Annotated in this window: 20 protein-coding genes; 11 read left to right on the forward strand and 9 right to left on the reverse strand. The window is 63.0% G+C overall.

The features are described from left to right. Positions 1 to 190 precede the first annotated feature (190 nt). The 5 genes from POS17_RS29300 to POS17_RS29320 form a co-directional block, all read right to left on the reverse strand. Positions 191 to 1,159 carry a CDP-6-deoxy-delta-3,4-glucoseen reductase gene (locus POS17_RS29300; protein WP_060841649.1) on the reverse strand — a complete coding sequence of 323 codons (969 nt, stop codon included), beginning with the start codon at positions 1,157 to 1,159 and terminating at the stop codon, positions 191 to 193. Continuing rightward, positions 1,159 to 2,625: a 4-hydroxy-3-polyprenylbenzoate decarboxylase gene (ubiD, locus tag POS17_RS29305; protein ID WP_060841650.1), complete on the reverse strand. Its 1,467-nt coding sequence runs from the start codon at positions 2,623 to 2,625 to the stop codon at positions 1,159 to 1,161. Before ubiD ends, POS17_RS29300 begins: the two co-directional genes overlap by 1 nt. Before the next feature lie 125 nt (positions 2,626 to 2,750). Then, complete coding sequence (gene rho, locus POS17_RS29310; protein WP_016967176.1) at positions 2,751 to 4,010, reverse strand: transcription termination factor Rho; 1,260 nt, start codon at positions 4,008 to 4,010, stop codon at positions 2,751 to 2,753. Between the two features lie 246 nt (positions 4,011 to 4,256). After that, the gene (gene trxA, locus POS17_RS29315; RefSeq protein ID WP_060841651.1) at positions 4,257 to 4,586 is read right to left on the reverse strand and encodes a thioredoxin TrxA; all 330 of its coding nucleotides are present in this window, start codon (positions 4,584 to 4,586) and stop codon (positions 4,257 to 4,259) included. 120 nt (positions 4,587 to 4,706) lie between these two features. Next, positions 4,707 to 5,411 (reverse strand): FadR/GntR family transcriptional regulator, encoded by a 705-nt coding sequence (locus POS17_RS29320; protein ID WP_060841652.1) that lies wholly within the window; start codon positions 5,409 to 5,411, stop codon positions 4,707 to 4,709. A gap of 254 nt (positions 5,412 to 5,665) precedes the next feature. Between POS17_RS29320 and POS17_RS29325 the strand changes: the two genes are divergently transcribed. The 5 genes from POS17_RS29325 (at position 5,666) to ppx (ending at position 10,166) form a co-directional block, all read left to right on the forward strand. After that, a complete protein-coding gene (locus POS17_RS29325) occupies positions 5,666 to 6,451 on the forward strand; it encodes a transporter substrate-binding domain-containing protein (protein WP_060841653.1) in 786 nt (261 codons plus the stop codon). Between the two features lie 21 nt (positions 6,452 to 6,472). Then, positions 6,473 to 7,141, forward strand: coding sequence for an amino acid ABC transporter permease (locus tag POS17_RS29330; protein WP_060841654.1), 669 nt, complete (start codon positions 6,473 to 6,475; stop codon positions 7,139 to 7,141). Continuing rightward, positions 7,138 to 7,788 (forward strand): amino acid ABC transporter permease, encoded by a 651-nt coding sequence (locus tag POS17_RS29335; protein ID WP_060841655.1) that lies wholly within the window; start codon positions 7,138 to 7,140, stop codon positions 7,786 to 7,788. The genes POS17_RS29330 and POS17_RS29335 overlap by 4 nt, the downstream gene beginning before the upstream one ends. Then, a complete protein-coding gene (locus POS17_RS29340) occupies positions 7,775 to 8,509 on the forward strand; it encodes an amino acid ABC transporter ATP-binding protein (protein WP_060841656.1) in 735 nt (244 codons plus the stop codon). Before POS17_RS29335 ends, POS17_RS29340 begins: the two co-directional genes overlap by 14 nt. Before the next feature lie 154 nt (positions 8,510 to 8,663). Continuing rightward, entirely contained in the window at positions 8,664 to 10,166 is a 1,503-nt protein-coding gene (ppx, locus tag POS17_RS29345; protein ID WP_060841657.1) for an exopolyphosphatase, read from the forward strand. Positions 10,167 to 10,334: 168 nt separating this feature from the next. Here the strand turns inward: ppx and ppk1 are convergent, their stop codons facing one another. Both ppk1 and hemB read right to left on the reverse strand, forming a co-directional pair. Then, positions 10,335 to 12,548 carry a polyphosphate kinase 1 gene (gene ppk1 / locus POS17_RS29350; RefSeq protein WP_016965639.1) on the reverse strand — a complete coding sequence of 738 codons (2,214 nt, stop codon included), beginning with the start codon at positions 12,546 to 12,548 and terminating at the stop codon, positions 10,335 to 10,337. A gap of 18 nt (positions 12,549 to 12,566) precedes the next feature. Next, positions 12,567 to 13,580 carry a porphobilinogen synthase gene (gene hemB, locus POS17_RS29355; RefSeq protein WP_060841658.1) on the reverse strand — a complete coding sequence of 338 codons (1,014 nt, stop codon included), beginning with the start codon at positions 13,578 to 13,580 and terminating at the stop codon, positions 12,567 to 12,569. A gap of 207 nt (positions 13,581 to 13,787) precedes the next feature. Between hemB and POS17_RS29360 the strand changes: the two genes are divergently transcribed. Together POS17_RS29360 and elbB are read left to right on the forward strand one after the other, a co-directional pair. Further along, the gene (locus POS17_RS29360; RefSeq protein WP_060841659.1) at positions 13,788 to 14,414 is read left to right on the forward strand and encodes a DedA family protein; all 627 of its coding nucleotides are present in this window, start codon (positions 13,788 to 13,790) and stop codon (positions 14,412 to 14,414) included. Between the two features lie 51 nt (positions 14,415 to 14,465). Continuing rightward, positions 14,466 to 15,131, forward strand: coding sequence for an isoprenoid biosynthesis glyoxalase ElbB (gene elbB / locus POS17_RS29365; protein WP_060841660.1), 666 nt, complete (start codon positions 14,466 to 14,468; stop codon positions 15,129 to 15,131). A gap of 145 nt (positions 15,132 to 15,276) precedes the next feature. Here elbB and POS17_RS29370 read toward each other — a convergent pair whose 3' ends face one another. Both POS17_RS29370 and POS17_RS29375 read right to left on the reverse strand, forming a co-directional pair. Further along, a complete protein-coding gene (locus POS17_RS29370; RefSeq protein WP_060841661.1) occupies positions 15,277 to 15,732 on the reverse strand; it encodes a YaiI/YqxD family protein in 456 nt (151 codons plus the stop codon). 77 nt (positions 15,733 to 15,809) lie between these two features. Continuing rightward, positions 15,810 to 17,708 (reverse strand): FTR1 family protein, encoded by a 1,899-nt coding sequence (locus POS17_RS29375; protein WP_060841662.1) that lies wholly within the window; start codon positions 17,706 to 17,708, stop codon positions 15,810 to 15,812. 242 nt (positions 17,709 to 17,950) lie between these two features. On the opposite strand from POS17_RS29375, the gene POS17_RS29380 reads away from it, so the two are divergent. The 4 genes from POS17_RS29380 to lpoB all read left to right on the forward strand — a co-directional run bounded on the left by POS17_RS29380 (position 17,951) and on the right by lpoB (position 22,045). Then, positions 17,951 to 19,321: a COG3014 family protein gene (locus tag POS17_RS29380; RefSeq protein ID WP_060841663.1), complete on the forward strand. Its 1,371-nt coding sequence runs from the start codon at positions 17,951 to 17,953 to the stop codon at positions 19,319 to 19,321. 225 nt (positions 19,322 to 19,546) lie between these two features. Beyond that, the gene (locus tag POS17_RS29385) at positions 19,547 to 21,040 is read left to right on the forward strand and encodes a COG3014 family protein (protein ID WP_060841664.1); all 1,494 of its coding nucleotides are present in this window, start codon (positions 19,547 to 19,549) and stop codon (positions 21,038 to 21,040) included. 12 nt (positions 21,041 to 21,052) lie between these two features. Next, entirely contained in the window at positions 21,053 to 21,424 is a 372-nt protein-coding gene (locus tag POS17_RS29390) for a YcfL family protein (protein WP_060841665.1), read from the forward strand. Positions 21,425 to 21,457: 33 nt separating this feature from the next. Then, positions 21,458 to 22,045, forward strand: a complete 588-nt coding sequence (gene lpoB / locus POS17_RS29395; RefSeq protein ID WP_060841666.1) for a penicillin-binding protein activator LpoB — start codon at positions 21,458 to 21,460, stop codon at positions 22,043 to 22,045. The last annotated feature ends 2 nt before the right edge of the window (positions 22,046 to 22,047 follow it).

The raw sequence follows: 22,047 nt of genomic DNA on the forward strand, positions 1-22,047 counted from the left end.
GCGTAAAAGAAGTTACTTAATAGAACGCCTGGCAGTAACTACAAGACACAAAAGTTTCAAGGCAAGTTAAGTGCCATTAGAGCGGCACTCAAGTTGAAGGCTTATATATAACCTACCGGCATTTATTTAATTAGATAAATACCGATGGGCTATATACAGAGTTATAAAGAACAGCCCCGATCAGATGCCGTCAGGGGCGCGGAGCGTAGGCGAACACGTCGGCCCGCATCTGATGGGCGTCCATCCCGGCATTCACCAGTGCGTCCAGGGTGGCGTAGATCATGGCCGGCGAGCCGCTGGCATAAACATGCACCGAGGACAGGTCGGTGATGTCCTCGCACACCGCCTCGTGCAGCATGCCGCAGCGTCCCTCCCAGCCGCACAGGTCGCTGACCACCTTGTGCAGGTACAGGTTGGGCAACTGCTGCCATTCATCCCAGTGTTCCAGCTGGTAGAAGTCTTCCGGCCGGCGCACGCCCCAATACAGATGCACCGGGTGCTTGAAGCCCTTGGCCCGGCAGTGCTCGATCAGGCTGTGCATCTGCGCCATGCCGGTCCCGGCGGCGATCAGCACCAGCGGACCGTCCGGCAGCTCGGCCAGGTGGGTATCGCCGAACGGCATCTCGATCCGCGCCATGCGCTCGCGTTGCAACTGCTGCATCAGGCTTTGCGCACTGTTTTCGCGCACCAGTACGTGCAACTCCAGATCCCGCCCGCAATGGGGCGCCGAAGCCAGGGAGAACGCCGACTTCTCGCCGTTATCGCGCTCCAGCATCAGGTACTGGCCCGCGTGATAGCGCGGTGGCTTGCCGGCCGGCGCTCGCAGCCTGACCCGCCAGACATCGCCGCCGACTTCCAGGCATTCAGTGAGCTGACACGACAGGCTGCGCACCGGCAACTCTCCCAGCGCAAGGACGCCATCCCACAGCACGATGCAGTCTTCCAGCGGCTCTGCAATGCAAGTGTAGAACTCGCCGTGATCACGCACATCGCCGGCTTGCTGCACGCTGCCCTCCACCAGCAGCGCGGCACACACATGACAGTTGCCATTGCGACAGCTTTGCGGGCATTCATAGCCCAGGCGCCGCGCCGCATCGAGAATCCGCTCGCCGGGCAGCGTCTCAAGCACTGCTCCGGAGGGCTGCAAGGTTACACGCATCAATCTATTCCTAACTGATTCCAGATGGCATCGATCCGGCGGGTGACCGCCTCATCCTTGACAATGACCCGGCCCCACTCTCGGGTGGTTTCTCCGGGCCACTTGTGAGTGGCGTCGAGCCCCATCTTCGAACCCAGGCCGGACACCGGCGAGGCGAAGTCGAGGTAGTCGATCGGGGTGTTGTCGATCATGACCGTGTCGCGCTTGGGGTCCATGCGCGTGGTGATGGCCCAGATCACGTCGTTCCAGTCCCGGGCATTGATATCGTCGTCGGTGACGATAACGAACTTGGTGTACATGAACTGTCGCAAAAACGACCAGACACCCAGCATCACGCGCTTGGCGTGGCCCGGGTACTGCTTCTTCATGGTCACCACCGCCATGCGGTAGGAGCAGCCTTCGGGCGGCAGGTAGAAGTCGGTGATCTCCGGGAACTGCTTCTGCAGGATCGGCACAAACACTTCGTTCAACGCCACGCCAAGGATCGCCGGCTCATCCGGTGGTCGGCCGGTGTAGGTGCTGTGGTAGATCGGCTTGGTGCGATGGGTGATGCGCTCCACGGTGAACACCGGGAAGCTGTCGACCTCGTTGTAATAACCCGTGTGGTCGCCATAGGGACCTTCATCGGCCATCTCGCCGGGATGGATCACCCCCTCAAGAATGATTTCGGCAGTGGCCGGCACTTGCAGGTCGTTGCCGCGGCACTTCACCAGCTCGGTGCGGTTGCCCCGCAGCAGGCCGGCGAAGGCGTATTCGGAGAGGCTGTCCGGCACCGGGGTCACCGCGCCGAGAATGGTTGCCGGATCCGCGCCCAGGGCCACGGACACCGGGAACGGCTTGCCCGGGTGCTTCTCGCACCATTCGCGGTAATCCAGCGCGCCGCCACGGTGGCTCAACCAGCGCATGATCACCTTGTTGCGGCCGATCACCTGCTGACGATAGATGCCCAGGTTCTGTCGGTCCTTGTTCGGCCCCTTGGTCACCGTCAGGCCCCAAGTGATCAGCGGCCCGACGTCGCCGGGCCAGCAGGTCTGCACCGGCAGCATGCCCAGGTCGACGTCGTCGCCCTCGATCACCACTTCCTGGCACACCGCGTCCTTGACCACCTTGGGCGCCATGGAAATGATCTTGCGGAAGATCGGCAGCTTGGACCAGGCGTCCTTGAGCCCCTTGGGCGGTTCGGGCTCCTTGAGGAAGGCCAGCAGCTTGCCGATTTCCCGCAGTTCGCTGACGGCTTCGGCGCCCATCCCCAGGGCCACGCGCTCGGGGGTGCCGAACAGGTTGCCGAGCACGGGAATGTCATAACCGGTGGGGTTTTCAAACAGCAGGGCCGGGCCTTTGGCACGCAAGGTGCGATCGCAGACCTCGGTCATTTCCAGCACAGGGGACACCGGGACCTGGATGCGCTTGAGTTCCGAGCGCTGTTCCAGGCCGCTGATAAAGTCGCGCAAGTCGCGATACTGCATGCGTGAGCCTCGTTTTCGCCGTGGCATTCGGGGCAGGCAGTTTAGCGCCGAACCCACAGGTTCAGAATAGAGAATGTCAGATAGCAAAAAGCCGGGTTTCCCCGGCTCTTGCTGGCCTGATCGATTTACTTGCGCTTCATCGACAGGAAGAACTCATCGTTGGTCTTGGTCTGTTTCAGCTTGTCGACCAGGAACTCGATGGCAGCCACTTCATCCATGGGATGCAGCAGCTTGCGCAGGATCCACATGCGCTGCAGCTCGTCATCGGCGGTCAGCAGCTCTTCGCGGCGGGTGCCGGACTTGTTGATGTTGATGGCCGGGAATACGCGCTTCTCGGCAATACGGCGGTCCAGGGGCAGCTCCATGTTGCCGGTACCCTTGAACTCTTCGTAGATCACTTCATCCATCTTCGAGCCGGTTTCAACCAGCGCGGTAGCGATGATGGTCAGCGAGCCGCCTTCTTCGATGTTGCGCGCAGCACCGAAGAAACGCTTCGGCTTCTCCAGGGCGTGGGCATCGACACCACCGGTCAGGACCTTGCCGGAGCTCGGGATCACGGTGTTGTAGGCGCGGGCCAGACGGGTGATGGAGTCCAGCAGGATCACCACGTCCTTCTTGTGCTCGACCAGGCGCTTGGCCTTCTCGATCACCATCTCGGCCACTTGCACGTGACGGGTTGGCGGCTCGTCGAAGGTGGAGGCGACCACTTCGCCGCGCACGGTGCGCTGCATCTCGGTCACTTCTTCCGGACGCTCGTCGATCAACAGCACGATCAGATGAACTTCTGGGTTGTTGCGCGTGATGTTCGCAGCAATGTTCTGCAGCATGATGGTCTTGCCCGCCTTCGGCGGAGCAACGATCAGACCACGCTGGCCCTTGCCGATCGGCGCGCACAGGTCGATGACACGACCGGTCAAGTCTTCGGTGGAACCGTTGCCGGCTTCCATCTTCATACGCACGGTCGGGAACAGCGGCGTCAGGTTTTCGAACAGAATCTTGTTCTTGGCGTTCTCAGGACGGTCGTAGTTGATGGTATCGACCTTGAGCAGCGCGAAGTAACGCTCGCCTTCCTTGGGAGGGCGGATCTTGCCAACGATGGTGTCACCGGTGCGCAAGTTGAAGCGACGGATCTGGCTTGGCGAGACGTAGATATCGTCCGGGCCGGCCAGGTAGGAGGCGTCGGAGGAGCGGAGGAAGCCGAAGCCGTCCTGGAGGATCTCCAGCACGCCATCACCGGAGATTTCCTCACCGCTTTTCGCGTGCTTTTTCAGCAGGGAGAAAATCACGTCCTGCTTGCGCGAACGGGCCATATTTTCTATGCCCATCTGTTCGGCCAATTCGAGCAGTTCGGTAATCGGCTTTTGCTTGAGTTCAGTCAGATTCATATAGGAATGACGTAATCATTTATAGAGGGGGGAAATTAAGCTTTTGGCTTAATGAGGCCGCGCCGCAGAGAAGGCGACAGGATCGCGTACTTATTCGAAAAGGAGAGCGTCGGCGACAGCTTGCAGGGGGCACTGGAGAAACCAGTGCGGGGCCGAATGTAACACCTGAGTTTCGGAGCGTCTAGCCCTCAATTACGAAAAAGCCCCGCATTTTGCGGGGCTTTTCCAGGGCACTGAAATCGACGCTTAGATGTTGGCGTCGAGGAAAGCGGCCAATTGCGACTTGGACAGTGCGCCGACCTTGGTGGCCTCGACGTTGCCGTTCTTGAACAGCATCAGAGTCGGGATACCACGCACGCCGTGCTTGGCCGGGGTTTCCGAGTTTTCGTCGATGTTCAGCTTGGCAACGGTCAGTTTGCCTTTGTAGGTTTCAGCAATTTCGTCCAGAACCGGAGCGATCATCTTGCATGGGCCGCACCACTCAGCCCAGTAGTCGACCAGTACAGCGCCTTCGGCTTTGAGTACGTCGGTCTCGAAGCTGGCGTCGCTGACGTGTTTGATAAGATCGCTGCTCATGGAATTCTCCAGGTTGTAAGCAAAAAAACGTGGCCCATCATATCTGCCCTTCCCGCGTTCAGGAAGCCGGAGATGATTGACTCTCACTATGGTCCCCCATGAGTTTGGGTATAGCTCAGCTCAGGAAGATGCGGGGGTGACAAAGGCGATTCCAGTGCGCAGGGCAGCATTGCGCACATGCTCCTGCATGGCCTTGTGTGCCGCTCCGGAAGCGTGCCGGACCAGGGCACGGAGGATCTTGCGATGCTCCTGCCAGGTTTCCATGGCGCGCTCGGGTCGGATGAACGGTAGCTTCTGACTCTCCAGGAAAATCTCGGCACTGGCGCTGAGGATGCTCAGCATCGCCTGATTGCCGCTGGCCAGGAGGATCTTCTGGTGAAACTCGAAGTCCAGCCGCGCCGCCGCCTCGAAATCCCCGGCCCGCAACTCACGGCGCATGGCCTGCACATTGTCTTCCAGGGCATCCAGCTCATCGGCGGTCAGGGTCACCGCCGCCAGGCCCGCAGCGAACCCCTCCAGGGCATAGCGCAACTGAAAGATATCCACCGGCGAGGCCTGGGCGGCGAACGGCCAGCTCAATCCGGCACCGGCCGGAACCGTTTCAGGTGCCTGGACGAACACTCCCTTGCCCGGCTGCACATTGATCAGCCCCAGGGCGCTCAAGGAGGACAGAGCCTCGCGCAGCGACGCCCGGCTGACCCCCAATTGCACCGCCAGCTCCCGTTGCGAGGGCAGCGCATCCCCCGGACCGAAGCCCCGTTCGATGATCAATTGGCGAATGGCTTGCAGGGCCAGTTCGGGTACGGCACGGGTGATCGAATTCATGGATTGGCGGCTGACCGGTGCAGGAAAAGCTCCCTTGTAAAGCTATTCGCCGAACCCGGCAAGTCGTGCCCCACGGGGGTTCGGCGCGGCCCCGCGATGCTCGATCCAGGTGCGAAAAAAAGCCCAACTGTTCAGACCAGTAAGACCGAAAAAACCACTGCAAACCGCGTATCCACGGCCTTTTCCGGGTATTGGCATGGCCTGTGCTCTGTCGCCACACAGCATTCACTTCCCAAGACTTGCGGAGATTCGCCATGACCAAACGCTGTTGCGCCCTGCTCTCTGCCCTGTTCGCCAGCCTGCTGCTGAGCCAGGCCCCGGCCCAGGCCAGCGCCCTGGACGACGTGATCGCCCGCGGCACCCTCAAGGTGGCCGTGCCCCAGGATTTCCCGCCGTTCGGCTCGGTGGGCCCGGACATGCAGCCCCGCGGCCTGGACATCGACACCGCACGCCTGCTGGCCGAACAGCTCAAGGTCAAGCTGGAGCTGACCCCGGTCAACAGCACCAACCGCATCCCGTTCCTCACCACCGGCAAGGTCGACCTGGTGATTTCCAGCCTCGGCAAGAACCCGGAACGGGAAAAGGTCATCGACTTCTCCCGGGCCTACGCGCCCTTCTACCTCGCGGTGTTCGGCCCGCCCGACGCCGCCATCGCCAGCCTCGACGACCTCAAGGGCAAGACCATCAGCGTCACCCGCGGCGCCATCGAGGACATCGAGCTGACCGCCGTGGCGCCCCAGGGCGCGACCATCAAGCGCTTCGAGGACAACAACTCGACCATCGCCGCCTACCTCGCCGGCCAGGTCGACCTGATCGCCAGCGGCAACGTGGTGATGGTCGCCATCAGCCAGCGCAACCCGAAACGCATCCCGGCGATGAAGATCAAGCTCAAGGACTCGCCGGTCTACGTCGGGGTCAACAAGAACCAGCCGGAGCTGCTGGACAAGGTCAACCAGATCCTCACGGCCGCCAAGGCCGACGGCGCCCTGGAGAAAAACTCCCAGCAGTGGCTCAAGGAGCCGCTGCCGGCCGACCTTTGACCGCCCTCCCGGAGCTTGAGCATGGCTTACCAGTTCGACTTCCTGCCGGTGCTGGAAAACACCGGCCTGCTGCTGCGCGGCGCGCTGTTCACCCTGGAGCTGACCGCCATCGGCACGCTGCTCGGGGTCAGCCTAGGGATCATCGGCGCCCTGGTGCGGGCCTGGAGGATTCAGCCCCTGGCGGCAATGTTCGGCGTCTACGTCGAGCTGATCCGCAACACCCCGTTCCTGGTGCAGCTGTTCTTCATCTTCTTCGGCCTGCCGTCCCTGGGCCTGCAGATTTCCGAGTGGCAGGCGGCCGTGCTGGCCATGGTGATCAACCTTGGCGCCTATTCCACGGAAATCATCCGCGCCGGCATCCAGGCGATCCCCAAGGGCCAGCTGGAAGCTGCCGCGGCGCTGGCCATGAGCCGTTTCGAGGCGTTTCGCCACGTGGTGCTGCTACCGGCCCTGGGCAAGGTCTGGCCGGCCCTGTGCAGCCAGATCATCATCGTCATGCTGGGCTCGGCGGTGTGCTCGCAGATCGCCACCGAAGAGCTGAGCTTCGCCGCCAACTTCATTCAGTCGCGCAACTTCCGCGCCTTTGAAACCTACGCCCTGACCACCCTGATCTACCTGTGCATGGCCTTGCTGATCCGTCAGTTGCTGAACTGGATCGGTCAGCGCTACATCCTGAGGAACAGCCGATGAGCGACTTCAGCTTCTGGGACATCCTGCGCAACCTGCTCAGCGGCCTGCAGTGGACCCTGCTGCTGTCCCTGGTGGCCTTTATCGGCGGCGGCCTGATCGGCCTGCTGATCATGACCCTGCGGATCTCCGACAAGGGCTGGGCCCGCTCCTGCGCCCGCACCTATATAGAACTGTTCCAGGGCACACCGCTGCTGATGCAGCTGTTCCTGGTGTTCTTCGGCATCGCCCTGCTGGGGGTGGATATCTCGCCCTGGCTGGCCGCCGCCATCGCCCTGACTCTGTTTACCAGCGCCTACCTGGCGGAGATCTGGCGCGGCTGCGTCGAGTCGATTCCCCACGGTCAGTGGGAGGCCTCGTCAAGCCTGGCCCTGAGCCCTTATGAACAGCTGCGCCACGTGATCATGCCGCAAGCGTTGCGCATCGCCGTGGCGCCCACCGTGGGCTTCTCGGTGCAGGTGGTCAAAGGCACCGCGGTGACCTCGATCATCGGTTTCACCGAGCTGACCAAGACCGGCAGCATGCTGGCCAACGCCACCTTCGAGCCCTTCATGGTCTACGGCCTGGTGGCCCTCGGTTACTTCCTGCTCTGCTACCCCCTGTCCCTCAGTGCCCGCTACCTGGAAAGGAGACTGCATGCCTCTGCTTAGAATTTCCGCCCTGCATAAATACTACGGCGACCACCATGTGCTCAAAGGCATCGACCTGAGCATCGAGGAAGGCCAGGTGGTGGCGATCATCGGACGCAGCGGCTCGGGCAAGAGCACCCTGCTGCGCACCCTCAACGGCCTGGAGTCGATCAACGACGGGGTCATCGAGGTCGACGGCGAGTACCTGGATGCCGCCCGCGCCGACCTGCGCAGCCTGCGACAGAAGGTCGGCATGGTGTTCCAGCAGTTCAATCTGTTCCCCCACCTGAGCGTGGGCGAGAACGTGATGCTGGCCCCGCAGGTGGTACAGAAGGTGCCCAAGGCCCGGGCTGCCGAGCTGGCGCGGCAGATGCTGGCGCGGGTCGGCCTGGCGGAGAAGTTCGACGCCTTTCCAGACCGGCTGTCCGGTGGCCAGCAACAGCGAGTGGCGATTGCCCGGGCCCTGGCGATGTCACCCAAGGTGCTGCTGTGCGACGAGATCACCTCGGCCCTGGATCCGGAGCTGGTCAATGAAGTGCTCAGCGTGGTGCGCCAACTGGCCCGGGACGGCATGACCCTGATCATGGTCACCCATGAAATGCGCTTTGCCCGGGAGGTCGGCGACAAACTGGTGTTCATGCACCAGGGCAAGGTGCACGAAGTGGGCGATCCGAAGCAATTGTTCGCCCACCCGCAGACGGCCGAGCTGGCGAACTTCATTGGCAGCACCGAGCAGGCTTGAGGCGGCCCGGTCGCAGGGGCCGGCTGGCGGGAGAACAGCGACAGCAGCGCCTGGCGCAGGTTTTGTGCGTTGAATCAACGCATTGGACACTGCGCGTTGGCGCAGGCCGTTGATCGTGGCAGGATGGCGAGGTTATCGACCGAGACCCCCAACCATGCCCCAATCCCAAGCCAAGAATCTGTCCCTGATCGCCGCGATCGATCTGGGCTCCAACAGCTTTCACATGGTCGTGGCCAAGGCCCGGAACGGTGAAATCCGCATTCTCGAGCGGCTCGGTGAAAAGGTTCAACTGGCCGCCGGCATCAACGAAGAACGCCAGCTCAACGAAGAATCCATGCAGCGCGGGCTCGACTGCCTCAAGCGCTTCGCCCAACTGATCAATGGCATGCCGCCGGGCACGGTGCGCATCGTCGGCACCAACGCCCTGCGCGAGGCGCGCAACCGTGGCGAGTTCATTCGCCGCGCCGAAGAGATCCTCGGCCACCCGGTGGAGGTCATCTCCGGCCGTGAAGAGGCCCGGCTGATCTACCTCGGGGTGTCCCACACCCTGGCCGATACCCCGGGCAAGCGCCTGGTGGCCGACATCGGCGGCGGCAGTACCGAATTCATCATCGGCCAGCGCTTCGAACCGCTGCTGCGCGAGAGCCTGCAAATGGGTTGCGTGAGCTTCACCCAGCGCTACTTCCGCGACGGCAAGATCACCCCGGCCCGCTACGCCCAGGCCTACACCGCCGCGCGCCTGGAGATCATGAGCATCGAGCATGCCCTGCATCGCCTGACCTGGGACGAAGCCATCGGCTCGTCCGGGACCATCCGCGCCATCGGCCTGGCCCTCAAGGCCGGCGGCCAGGGCAGTGGCGAAGTCAACGCCGAAGGCCTGGCCTGGCTCAAGCGCAAGCTGTTCAAGCTGGGGGATGCCGAGAAGATCGACTTCGAAGGCATCAAGCCCGATCGCCGGGCGATCTTCCCGGCGGGCCTGGCGATTCTCGAAGCGATCTTCGACGCCCTGGAACTGCAACGCATGGACCACTGCGAAGGCGCCCTGCGTGAAGGCGTGCTCTACGACCTGCTGGGCCGTCACCACCACGAAGACGTCCGCGAACGCACCCTCAGCTCGCTCATGGAGCGTTACCACGTCGACCTGGAACAGGCCTCGCGAGTCGAAGGCAAGGCCCTGCGCGCCTTCGACCAGGTCGCCGCGGACTGGGACCTGGAAGACGGCGTCTGGCGCGAACTGCTGGGCTGGGCGGCCAAGGTCCACGAAGTGGGCCTGGACATCGCCCACTACCACTACCACAAGCACGGCGCCTACCTGATCGAGCACTCGGACCTGGCCGGATTCTCCCGGGAAGACCAGCAAATGCTGGCGCTGCTGGTACGCGGCCACCGCCGCAACATTCCCAAGGAGAAATTCGCCGAGTTCGGCGACGACGGCATCAAGCTGATCCGCCTGTGCGTGCTGCTGCGTTTCGCCATCCTGTTCCACCACATCCGTGGCACCCAGCAGATGCCCCAAGTGAGCCTGCGCGCCCAGGGCGACCACCTGGATCTGGAGTTCCCGGAGCACTGGCTGGATGAGAACCAGCTGACCCAGGCCGACTTCGCCCTGGAAGCCGAATGGCTGACCCGGGTCGGCATCGTGCTCAACGTCCGCTGACCTGCCACGGACCTGTAGCAGCCGGCTTGCCGGCGAAGAGGCCGCGAAACCTTGCATCACTCGCAGGGACGTCTTCGCTGGCAAGCCAGCTCCTACAGCTCTTGCAAACCGCACAAAAAAGGCCAGCCCGGTGATCGGGCTGGCCTTTTTCATTGACGCCTGCCGCGCTTAGCGCACCGGCAATACCGGGCTGCCAAGACGCTCCAGCAAGGTCGCCTGGGCGCTGCGCGGGTTCTGGTTGCCGGTCGGCGTGTTGCGGATGTAACGGCCGTCGGACTGCAGGCTCCAGCTGTGGGTGTTATCGGTGAGATAGCTTTCCAGCTCTTTCTTGACCCGCAGGATCAGCTTCTTGCCTTCCACCGGGAAGCAGGTCTCGACTCGTTTATCGAGGTTGCGCTCCATCCAGTCGGCGCTGGAGAGGAACATCTGCTCCTCGCCGCCGTTGAGGAAGTAGAACACCCGGGTGTGCTCCAGGAAGCGACCGATGATCGAGCGCACGTGGATGTTGTGCGATACACCGGCAATCCCCGGCCGCAGGCAGCACATGCCACGCACCACCAGATCGATGCGCACGCCGGACTGGCTGGCCTTGTACAAGGCGCGAATGATCTTCGGATCGGTCAACGAGTTGAACTTGGCAATGATGTGCGCGGGCTTGCCGTCCAGGGCGAACTGAGTCTCCCGGGCGATCATGTCGAGCATGCCCTTCTTCAGGGTGAACGGCGCATGCAACAGCTTCTTCATGCGCAGGGTCTTGCCCATGCCGATCAGCTGGCTGAACAGCTTGCCGACGTCTTCGCACAAGGCGTCGTCGGAGGTCAGCAGGCTGTAGTCGGTGTACAGACGGGCGTTGGCCGCGTGGTAGTTGCCAGTGCCCAGGTGGGCATAACGCACGATCTCGCCGGCTTCGCGACGCAGGATCAACATCATCTTGGCGTGGGTCTTGAAGCCCACCACGCCATAGATCACCACCGCGCCGGCCGCTTGCAGGCGGCTGGCCATCTGCAGGTTGGACTCTTCGTCAAAGCGCGCACGCAGCTCGATCACCGCGGTGACCTCCTTGCCGTTGCGCGCCGCGTCCACCAGGGCGTCGACGATCTCCGAGTTGGCGCCACTGCGGTACAGGGTCTGACGCACCGCCAGCACGTGCGGGTCCTTGGCGGCCTGGCGCAGCAGGTCGACCACCGGGGTGAAGGATTCGAACGGGTGCAGCAGCAGGATGTCCTGCTTGCTGATGACGCTGAAGATGTTCTCGCTGTTCTGCAGCAGCTTGGGAATCTGCGGGGTGAACGGGGTGTATTGCAGCTCCGGATGACTGTCCAGGCCGGTGATGCTGAACAGCCGCGTCAGGTTCACCGGACCATTGACCTGGTACAGCTCGGTCTCGTGCAGGTTGAACTGCTTGAGCAGGTAGTCCGACAGGTGTTTGGGGCAGGTGTCGGCCACTTCCAGGCGCACCGCGTCGCCGTAGCGCCGGGAGAACAGCTCGCCGCGCAGGGCGCGGGCCAGGTCTTCGACGTCCTCGGTGTCCACCGCCAGGTCGGCGTTACGGGTCAGGCGGAACTGATAGCAGCCTTTGACCTTCATGCCCTGGAACAGGTCATCGGCGTGGGCGTGGATCATCGACGACAGGAACACATAGTTGTCGCCAGGGCCGCCGACTTCTTCCGGCACCTTGATGATCCGCGGCAGCAGGCGCGGTGCCGGGATGATCGCCAGGCCCGAATCGCGACCGAAGGCGTCGATACCCTCCAGCTCAACGATGAAGTTCAGGCTCTTGTTCACCAGCAACGGGAACGGGTGCGTCGGGTCCAGGCCAATCGGGGTGATGATCGGCGCGATCTCGTCGCGGAAGTAACGGCGTACCCAGGTCTTGAGCTTGGTGGTCCAGTAGCGGCGACGGATGAAGCGGATCTGGTGCTTCTCCAGTTCCGGCAACAGGATGTCATTGAGGATCGCGTACTGGCGGTCGACGTGACCATGCACCAGCTCGCTGATCCGCGCCAGCGCCTGATGCGGCTGCAGGCCATCGGCCCCGGCCTGCTCACGGGCGAAGGTGATCTGCTTCTTCAGGCCGGCGACGCGGATCTCGAAGAACTCGTCCAGGTTGCTGGAAAAGATCAGCAGGAACTTCAGGCGCTCCAGCAGCGGGTAGGACTCGTCCAGCGCCTGTTCCAGCACGCGGATGTTGAATTGCAGCTGCGACAGCTCGCGGTGAATGTACAGGCTGCTGTCATCCAGGTTGGGGATGACAATGGCCGGCGCCGGTGGCGCCTCGGCCACCGCAGGCGCGGGTTCGAGCTCCGGCGGGGTTTCAACCACTGGCTCGACCACCGGCTGAGCGTCTTTTACGGCAACTTCTGAGAGTCCTTCAGTATTCATCGCGTGTTCCTGGGAGGGCTATTTTTGCTCTCGTAACAATTGAGCAGCACGGACGGCAAAGTAAGTCAGGATGCCATCGGCACCCGCACGTTTAAAGGCGGTCAGGGATTCAAGAATAACCCCTTCACCCAACCAGCCATTCTGGATCGCCGCCATGTGCATGGCGTATTCGCCGCTGACCTGATAGACAAAGGTCGGCACCTTGAATTCATCCTTGACCCGAAAAAGGATATCCAGGTACGGCATGCCTGGCTTGACCATGACCATGTCCGCCCCTTCCGCCAGGTCCGCCGCCACTTCATGCAGGGCTTCGTCACCGTTGGCCGGGTCCATCTGGTACGAGGCCTTGTCGGCCTTGCCCAGGTTCAACGCCGAACCCACCGCATCGCGGAAAGGGCCGTAGTAGGCGCTGGCGTACTTGGCCGAGTAGGCCATGATCCGCACGTTGACGTGCCCCGCCAGCTCCAGGGCCTCGCGGATTGCCTGGACCCGCCCGTCCATCATGTCCGACGGCGCCACCACCTGGGCGCCAGCCTCGGCGTGGGACAGCGCCTGACGCACCAGGGCATCGACGGTGATGTCGTTCTGTACATAACCCTGTTCGTCGAGGATGCCGTCCTGGCCATGGGTGGTGAACGGGTCCAGAGCGACGTCGGTGATCACCCCCAGTGCCGGAAAGCGTTCGCGCAGGGCACGGGTGGCGCGCTGGGCGATGCCCTCCGGGTTCCAGGCTTCGGCCGCGTCCAGGGACTTGAGCCCGGCCGGGGTCACCGGAAACAGCGCCAGGGCCGGAATCCCCAACTCGACCCAGTGCGCCGCCTCTTCCAGCAGCAGGTCGATGGTCAGGCGCTCGACGCCGGGCATCGACGCCACCGCCTCGCGGCGGTTCTCACCGTCAAGCACGAATACGGGCAGGATCAGGTCGTCGACGCTCAGCCGGTTTTCCCGCACCAGACGGCGAGAGAAATCATCGCGACGATTACGCCGCAGACGAGTGGCTGGAAACAGGCGGCTGGCAGGGGTAAAGCTCACGGCGGACTCCAGGGCCCGCGCTGGCGGGCGAGCGGAACAGTTATAAGCGGGCATTATGACGAACAGATGACAGTTGTGCTCAAGCTGTTGACCGGCAGCAACACTCATTGTCATTGGCCCAATTGTTCACGTCGAGACACATTTCGATACTTTCCCGAACGTCGTCGAAGGGGTAGGCTGCGCGTTCATTTCGCCAGCATCCAGACAATGCTCCAACAATTTCTTCAGGATTTCGGCTACTTCGCCCTCTTTCTCGGCACGTTTTTCGAAGGTGAAACCATTCTGGTTCTCGCCGGGTTTCTTGCGTTCCGCGGATACATGGATATCAAGCTGGTGATGATCGTCGCCTTCCTCGGCAGCTACGCCGGCGACCAGCTGTGGTACTTCCTGGGGCGCAAGCATGGCCGCAAGCTGCTGGCGCGCAAGCCGCGCTGGCAAATGATGGGCGATCGAGCGCTGGAACATATCCGCAAGCATCCGGATATCTGGGTGCTGAGCTTCCGCTTCGTCTATGGCCTGCGCACCGTGATGCCGGTGGCCATTGGCCTGTCCGGCTATCCGCCGGGCCGCTATTTGCTGCTCAACGGCATTGGCGCGGCCATCTGGGCCGTGGCCCTGGCCCAGGCCGCCTATCATTTCGGCGCGGTCATGGAAGGCATGCTCGGCAGCATCAAGAAGTACGAGCTGTGGGTCCTGGGCGCCCTGCTGGTGCTGGGCTTCGGCCTGTGGGTGCGCCGGCGTTTCAAGAACGCCCGCCTGGCCAAGCAGATCTACGAGGCCGAACAAGCCGCCGCGCAAGACAAGACCAAGGCTTCGACCACACCGGTGGAGTGACACGCCCGTCATTTGGCATGCTCTCGGCACCCTTAACCTGGAGAAACAACCATGAGCAAAAAAGTTGCAGTGATCCTTTCCGGTTGCGGCGTGTTCGACGGTGCCGAGATCCACGAGAGCGTGATCACCCTGCTGCGCCTCGACCAGCGTGGAGCCCAGGTGCAGTGCTTTGCCCCGAACATCCCGCAGATGCATGTGCTCAACCACCTGACCGGCGAAACCATGGCCGAGACCCGCAACGTGCTGGTGGAATCGGCGCGCATTGCCCGGGGCCAGGTCAAGGACCTGGCTGAAGCCAGCGTCGACGACTTCGACGCGCTGATCATTCCCGGCGGCTTCGGCGCAGCCAAGAACCTCTCCAGCTTCGCCACCGAAGGTGCCGCCTGCACGGTCCAGGCCGACGTCCTGGCCCTGGCCGAAGCCTTTGCCGAAGCAGGCAAGCCGGTAGGCCTGATGTGCATCGCCCCGGCCCTGGCGGCGAAGATCTACGGTCCGGGCGTGACCTGCACCATCGGTAACGACGCCGATACCGCAGCGGCCCTGGGCAAGATGGGCGCCAGCCACGCCGAATGCGCGGTGGGCGACATCATCGAAGACAAGGCGCGCAAGCTGGTGAGCACCCCCGCCTACATGCTGGCGCAGTCCATCAGCGAAGCCGCCTCGGGCATCAACAAGCTGGTGGACCGGGTGCTGGAACTGACCCACGAAGGCGAATAACCGCCCCGCCACAAGGACAGCCTCCTGTGGCGGAGCACAGGGGTTCAAGCCAGGCCGCTAAACGGCCGCATACCCGAACACCGCACTGCAGCCGGCTCCCCGCCGGCTGCACATCCCCCCAGACTCCCCCGGCACATCAGGCCCTTCAGGCCTGACGCGACAGCCGGGTCAGAATCCGATCCAGCGCATTGGCAAATGCCTGCTTCTCCCGATCGCCATAGGGCGCCTGCCCGCCGCTGACCTGCCCCTGCTCCCGCAGATCGGTAAACAGATTGCGCACCGCCAGGCGCTCGCCCATGTTCTGCGCGTCGAACTCCTTGCCCCGCGGGTCCAGGGCGGCCACGCCCTTTTTCACCAGGCGGTCGGCCAGCGGCACATCGCTGCAGATCACCAATTCGCCCGGCACCGCGTGCTCCACCAGGTAATCGTCGGCGGCATCCGGACCGCTGGGCACCACGATCAGCCTGACGCAGGCAAACGCCGGTTTGATCTGCGCCTGCCCGGCCACCAGTACCACCTCGAACTGACGCTTCAGGGCGAAGCGCACCACCTGATCCTTGGCCGCCTTGGGGCAAGCGTCGGCATCGATCCACACACGCATCGAGTGTTCTCCTTCCAGAATGCAAAACGGGCAAGCCGCCCCGTGGAGCTGGCTTGCCCGCGATCAACCGCGCAGCGTCAAGAAGCCTGCAAACGCCGCTTCTCACTCAGGCGACTGCGACTATAAAGCACCACGATCGCCAGTATCGCCACCACCTGGGCTCCCAGCGAGTAGGCGTCGGCATGGATCCCCAGCCAATCGAAGTCGAAGAACGGCACCGGCCGGGTGCCGAAGATACCGGCTTCCTGCAAGGCCTTGACCCCGTGCCCGGCGAACACCACCGACAAGGCGCAGAGCAGCGCCGCGTTGATGCCGAAGAACAGCGCCAGCGGCAGCTTGGCCGACCCCCGCAGGATCACCCAGGCCAGGCCCACCAGCAGCACCAGGGCGGTGGCGCCGCCAGCAAGTACCGCGTTGTGCCCCGCAGGTCCCGCCTGCAGCCACAGGGTTTCGTAGAACAGGATCACCTCGAACAGCTCGCGATACACCGAGAAGAACGCCAGGACGGCAAAGCCGAAACGCCCGCCACCGCCCACCAGGCTGCTCTTGATGTAGTCCTGCCAGGCCGCCGCATGCCGGCGGTCGTGCATCCACACCCCGAGCCACAGCACCATGACGCTGGCGAACAGCGCGGTAGCGCCTTCCAGCAGCTCGCGCTGGGAACCGCTGACGTCGATCACATAAGCCGCCAGAGCCCAGGTGCCCAAGCCCGCCAGCAGCGCCAGGCCCCAGCCAACGTTGACACTGCGCACCGCCGATTGCTGGCCGGTGTTGCGCAGGAAGGCAAGGATCGCCGCCAGCACCAGGATCGCTTCCAGGCCTTCGCGCAGCAGGATCAGCAAACCGGAGATAAAGCTCAGCGACCAACTCAGGCTGTCGCCGCCCAAAAGCCCGGCCGACTCCTTGAGCTTGGCCTTGGCCGCATCCAGGCGCTGCTCGGCCTGAGCCACCGGCAAACCGTCCTGCAACGACTGACGGTAGGCCATCAGGGCTTTTTCCGTGTCCTTGCGCACCGTGGCATCGACGTTGTCCAGGGAGCTTTCCACCAGCTCGAAACCTTCCAGGTACGCCGCTACCGACAGGTCATAGGCCTGTTCATGATCGCCGTTGCGATAGGCCGCGAGACTCTTGTCCAGGGTCGATGCGGTGTAGTCGAGCAACTGCCCCGGACCACGCTTGACCTGAGGCGGCTGGGCCCGCTGGGTGCGGAAGGTGGCGGCTGCCTGCGGGCCTTGGGCGGCCAGCACTTCAGCGGGCGTCTGCCGGGCCAGGTCGGCCAGGTTGAAGCCCTGCTCGCCCTTGGCCGCCGCCGGGTCGGCGCTGAACCCGGCAATGTAGGTGGCCAGATCCCAACGTTGACGGTCATCCAGCTGATCGGCGAAGGCCGGCATGTCCGTGCCTTCGACCCCCAGCCCCAGGGTGTTGTAGACCGCGTACAGGCTCAGGCGATCAAGGCGCTCGGCATCCCGCAGATTGGCCGGCGGCGGGGTCATGCCGACGCCGGCCGGACCATCGCCGGCGCCTTTCTCGCCGTGGCACACCGAGCAATGCTGGGCATACAGCGGCGCACCGCGGCTCGGATCCGGGGTGATCACCGGCGCCTGGCTGACCTCATAGGCCACCGCCAGCTTGGCCCCCATCTGCCGCGCCAGACGTGCCACCTGGCCGCCTTGGACACGCTCGTCCACCGCCTTGCGCAGGCTGGCGATGCCCTGCTCCAGCTCGGCCTTCTCCGGCTTGGCCGGCAGCTCGGCGATCAGCCCCTGCAAGACCCCGAGAAACTCCACCTGCTCGCGGTATTCGGACTCGTCGACGACCTTGCCGGCTTCAACCGTGGGCGGGTAATCGGCGCCGATGTAATCCAGCAAATGCAGAGCCTTGGGCGCGCCATCGACAGTCTCGGCCAGCAGGTTGAAGCTGCAGAGCGCGAGTACCGGCAGCACCAGCAAGGCCAGTAAACGGGAAGGGCCAGTCATGAACGAATCTCAAATGGAAATACGAAGTAACATATTGTTCACTCCCAGTGAGTTTCACTCAAGGCTTATCCGTCTGTTGAAACACTTGCGCCGACCACCGCCTGCCCAACGGCATCCGCCCGCCGACCGTGTGACAAGCGCTCAAGCCGGCCACCACGACCCGATAGCCCTTCCCTGCCCACTGCCTGCCGCTGATAATGCGCCACCTCTTGCAGGTCTCGTTCAGGGAAGAAACACCATCTATGACCCGCTGCCTCATACCCTTGCTGATGTCGATCCTGCTGCTGTTGAGCGGCTGTTCGATCTTTCGCAACTACGACCTGGAGCTGCAACAGACCAACCAGCAACTGCAAGCAGGCAATGTCGACGGCGCCCTGGACCTGCTGGAGCAGCACAATCCCTGGCAAGACAAGGACCTGCTCTATTACTTCGAGAAAGGCGAACTGCTGCGGGCCAAGGGCGACTTGATTGGCAGCCAGCTGGCCTGGCGCCGGGCCGACCGGGTGGTGTTCACCTGGGAAGAATCGGTGAAGTTCGACAGCGCCAAATACCTGGCCCAATTCGGTAGCTACCTGATCAACGACAAGGTCCGGCGCTACGAAGGCTACGACTACGAAAAGATCATGCTCACCACCCAGATCGCGATCAACCACCTAGCCCTGCACGACTTCGATGGCGCGCGCATCGAGATCAAGAAGACCCACGAGCGCGAAGCGCTGATTGCCGAACTGCGCGACAAGCAGTACCTGCAACTCGAAGAGCAGGCCCACAACCTGGGCATCAACGTGCGCTACCAGGATCTGCAGGGCTACCCGGTGGCCACCCTGGACGCTCCGGAAGTGCTGGAGCTGAAAAATAGCTACCAGAGCGCCTTCAGCCATTATCTGGCCGGCTACCTCTACGAAGCACTGGGCGAAAGAGGCCTGGCCGCCGCTGGTTATCGCCAGGCGATTGAGCTGCGCCCCCATACCCCGCTGCTGGAACAAGCCTTACGCAGCCTCGATCGCCCCACCGCCAAGGCCAATGAAAGCGATGTGCTAATCATTGTACAAAACGGCCTCGCACCGGCCCGGGGCTCAGTGCAGTTGCCGGTAACCGTGGAGTTTGAGGGCCAGCCGATCCCAACCCTGATGTCATTTCCCATCATACTCGCAGACACCTCCACCCACCCCGTGGAACAGCTCAGTGTGGATGGTCGCAAACAGCCGCTGACCGCCCTCAACAGCATCAGCGCCATGTCACGCAGGGCCCTGCGCGACGACATGCCCGGGATCATCCTGCGTACCACCTATCGCGCCCAGGCCTACGCCGCCTACCAAGCCCAACAATTGAAGAAAGACCCTGAGCGAGCCAAGGAGAAACAGCGGCTCAACATGCTGATCGAAGACGCTGACACCCGTACCTGGCGCACGCTGCCGGACACCACCCTGATAGCCCGTTTACGCCTAAAAAAAGGTCAGCACCAGTTTGCTCTGGGCAAGACCGCGCAACTGGTGCTCAAACTGGACCAACGTTTCCAGGTCATCTGCCTGCGCAGAGTGGGCGACCAGATATTCGTCATCGCTCCCGCGCCAGAAGAGCGAAAGCCGCTCGCAGCGATATTCGGCGGTTAATGCGCAGCCGCTCACATAGTGGCCAACTACATATCAATCTGACCTTAAAAAGCCATTACATCACCCGGAACCACGTTTATAATGCCGCGCCCTCGTTATCGCGAGATGGCATTTAAGCTCCTTTTTTTTATGAGGAATTGGCATGGTAGCCAGCGCTCCTGCCAGTGGGTTCGTCCAGCCCGACCCGCACGCCCGGCTGTCTCATTCAGGGAAGAAGAAGTACCCATGGCATCCCGCGCCCTCACTTCGATTGCGCTTGGCGCAGTCACTCTGCTTGCAGGCTGTTCGGCCTTCCGCAGCTACGACAACGAGCTCCAGGAAACCAACCAGCAACTGCGCGCCGGCAACCTCGATGCCGCCCTGATCCTGCTGGAAAAGAACAACAAGGGCGAAGACAAGGACCTGCTCTACTACTTCGAAAAGGGTGAGTTGCTGCGGGCCAAGGGCGACCTCAATGGCAGCCAGGCCGCCTGGGGCCATGCCGATCAGGTGGTGGCCAGCTGGGAAGACTCGGTCAAGCTCGATACCGACAAGTACCTGGCCCAGTTCGGCAGCTTCCTGGTCAACGACAAGGTCCGCCGCTACGAAGGCTATGACTATGAAAAAGTCATGCTGACCACCCAGATGGCCATGAACCTGCTGGCCGGCAATGACTTCGACGGCGCCCGCATGGCGATCAAGAAGACCCACGAGCGCGAAGCGGTGATCGCCGAACTGCGCGACAAGGAATACCTCAAGCGCGAGGACGAAGCCGAGAAGCAAGGGGTCAAGACCGAGTACAAGGACCTCAAGGGCTATCCGGTGGAAGCCCTCGACGCGCCGGACGTGGTCAACCTGAAAAACAGCTACCAGAGCGCCTTCAGCCACTACCTGGCCGGCTTCGTCTACGAAGCCCTGGGCGAGAAGGACCTGGCCGCGCCCGGCTACCGCAAGGCCGCCGAACTGCGCCCCAACACGCCCCTGCTGGAACAGGCCCTGCTGAACCTGGACGCCCCGGTGGAGCCGGTCAAAGTCGAGGCCCCGAGCAAGTCTTCGACCAAGTCCAAGCGCAAGGCTGCGGCCAAGGCCCCCGCCAAGGCGCCGGCGGTGCCAGCCCTGGCTGAAGATGAAAGTGACGTACTGATCGTGGTGCAAAGCGGCCTGGCCCCGGCCCGGGATTCGGTGCGCATTCCCCTGCCGCTGCCGATCAACGGCAATCTGGTGATCACCCCGCTGTCGTTCCCGGTGATCAAGCCCGACACCTCGACCCAGACCCTCGCCCAGATCGGCATCGACGGCCAGCCGCAGAACCTGACCCTGCTCAACAGCACCACCGCCATGTCCCGCCGCGCCCTGCGCGACGACATGCCGGGGATCATCCTGCGCACCACCGTGCGCGCCGTGACCCGTGGTGTGGCGCAGAAGAACCTCAATGAGGTCAACCCGCTGGCCGGCCTGGCCGTGGGCCTGGCTTCAGCGGTGACCGAAGGTGCCGACACCCGCACCTGGCGCACCCTGCCGGACAACACCCAAGTGGCCCGCCTGCGCCTGAAGCGGGGCGAACACCGCCTGAACCTGGCCAACGCCCAGGGCGGCACCCAGGTGCAGGTCAAAGTGGACCAGCGCTATCAGGTCATCGCCCTGCGGGTCGTCGGCAACCAGGTATTCAGCAGCGGTCTGGCCGCACAAGTGATCCCGAACAACGCCGGCCAGAACATGGCCAGCAACCAACGTCCTTAAGCGGAGCCCCCCATGCGCTTGAAACTTCTCGCTGTCGCCGCACTGGCCCTACTGGCCGGTTGCGCCACCCCGCCTCCTCCCGCCCCCGGCAGTGCCGCGAGCAAGGTGGTGGTGATGAACAAGTTCAACAACATCGCCATCGGCGCGATGCGGGTCGCCCGTGAAAACGGCTTCCTGACGGTCAAGGTGGCGCTGAACAACACCAGCCACACCAACATGACGATGTACTACCGCTTCGTCTGGCTGGGCGACGACGGCTTCCCGGTGGCCGACGAAGAAAGCTGGAAAGTCTTCAACCTGTACGCGGCCCAGGCCACCTTCCTGCCGGCCATTGCGCCGGTGCCCAAGGCCACCGACTTCCGCCTGGAAGTCAAAACCCAATAAGCCGTCCCTGAACCCGATCAAGAGAGCACTTCCATGTTTGCACGCTTTTCCTTCCTCGCCGTGGTCGCCCTGCTGGCCAGCGGCTGCGCCAACAACTCCCCCGTCCTGGGCGGCAAGAACATCAGCTACGGCGACAGCAAGGCCGTGGAGCTGGTGACCAACGAGTTCGGTTCCACCGACCTGCAGATGATCGCCGAATCCATGACCCGCTCCCTGGCCCAGTCCGGCATCCTCCAGGGCCGCCCGGTGGTGCAGGTCTACGACGTGAAGAACAAGACCAGCGAGTACATCGATACCCGCGAGATCACCACCTCGATCAAGACCCAGCTGATGAAATCCGGCACCGCCCGCTTCGCCAGCGACAACACCGCGATGCAGAGCCAGGTCGACCAGCTCAAGCTGCAGAACCAGAGCGGCCTGTACAAGAAGTCCACCGTGGCCAAGACCGGCAACATGGTCGCCGCCAAGTACCGTCTTGAGGGCTCCATCAGCTCCATCGTCAAGCGCAGCAGCGACTACAAGGACGTCTTCTACAAATTCAGCCTGCAACTGATCGACGTCGAGAGCGGTCTGGCCGAGTGGATGGACGAGAAAGAGATCCGCAAGACCACGGAGCGCTAAGC

Origin of the sequence: Pseudomonas sp. Os17 (assembly GCF_001547895.1) — a bacterium.
GTDB lineage: Bacteria > Pseudomonadota > Gammaproteobacteria > Pseudomonadales > Pseudomonadaceae > Aquipseudomonas.

What these genes read in the sequence shown, in the direction of transcription:
- POS17_RS29300 (WP_060841649.1), bottom strand. Translation starts at nt 1,159, where the DNA reads ATGCGTGTAACCTTGCAGCCCTCCGGAGCAGTGCTTGAGACGCTGCCC.
- ubiD (WP_060841650.1), bottom strand. Translation starts at nt 2,625, where the DNA reads ATGCAGTATCGCGACTTGCGCGACTTTATCAGCGGCCTGGAACAGCGC.
- rho (WP_016967176.1), bottom strand. Translation starts at nt 4,010, where the DNA reads ATGAATCTGACTGAACTCAAGCAAAAGCCGATTACCGAACTGCTCGAA.
- trxA (WP_060841651.1), bottom strand. Translation starts at nt 4,586, where the DNA reads ATGAGCAGCGATCTTATCAAACACGTCAGCGACGCCAGCTTCGAGACC.
- POS17_RS29320 (WP_060841652.1), bottom strand. Translation starts at nt 5,411, where the DNA reads ATGAATTCGATCACCCGTGCCGTACCCGAACTGGCCCTGCAAGCCATT.
- POS17_RS29325 (WP_060841653.1), top strand. Translation starts at nt 5,666, where the DNA reads ATGACCAAACGCTGTTGCGCCCTGCTCTCTGCCCTGTTCGCCAGCCTG.
- POS17_RS29330 (WP_060841654.1), top strand. Translation starts at nt 6,473, where the DNA reads ATGGCTTACCAGTTCGACTTCCTGCCGGTGCTGGAAAACACCGGCCTG.
- POS17_RS29335 (WP_060841655.1), top strand. Translation starts at nt 7,138, where the DNA reads ATGAGCGACTTCAGCTTCTGGGACATCCTGCGCAACCTGCTCAGCGGC.
- POS17_RS29340 (WP_060841656.1), top strand. Translation starts at nt 7,775, where the DNA reads ATGCCTCTGCTTAGAATTTCCGCCCTGCATAAATACTACGGCGACCAC.
- ppx (WP_060841657.1), top strand. Translation starts at nt 8,664, where the DNA reads ATGCCCCAATCCCAAGCCAAGAATCTGTCCCTGATCGCCGCGATCGAT.
- ppk1 (WP_016965639.1), bottom strand. Translation starts at nt 12,548, where the DNA reads ATGAATACTGAAGGACTCTCAGAAGTTGCCGTAAAAGACGCTCAGCCG.
- POS17_RS29360 (WP_060841659.1), top strand. Translation starts at nt 13,788, where the DNA reads ATGCTCCAACAATTTCTTCAGGATTTCGGCTACTTCGCCCTCTTTCTC.
- elbB (WP_060841660.1), top strand. Translation starts at nt 14,466, where the DNA reads ATGAGCAAAAAAGTTGCAGTGATCCTTTCCGGTTGCGGCGTGTTCGAC.
- POS17_RS29370 (WP_060841661.1), bottom strand. Translation starts at nt 15,732, where the DNA reads ATGCGTGTGTGGATCGATGCCGACGCTTGCCCCAAGGCGGCCAAGGAT.
- POS17_RS29375 (WP_060841662.1), bottom strand. Translation starts at nt 17,708, where the DNA reads ATGACTGGCCCTTCCCGTTTACTGGCCTTGCTGGTGCTGCCGGTACTC.
- POS17_RS29380 (WP_060841663.1), top strand. Translation starts at nt 17,951, where the DNA reads ATGACCCGCTGCCTCATACCCTTGCTGATGTCGATCCTGCTGCTGTTG.
- POS17_RS29385 (WP_060841664.1), top strand. Translation starts at nt 19,547, where the DNA reads ATGGCATCCCGCGCCCTCACTTCGATTGCGCTTGGCGCAGTCACTCTG.
- POS17_RS29390 (WP_060841665.1), top strand. Translation starts at nt 21,053, where the DNA reads ATGCGCTTGAAACTTCTCGCTGTCGCCGCACTGGCCCTACTGGCCGGT.
- lpoB (WP_060841666.1), top strand. Translation starts at nt 21,458, where the DNA reads ATGTTTGCACGCTTTTCCTTCCTCGCCGTGGTCGCCCTGCTGGCCAGC.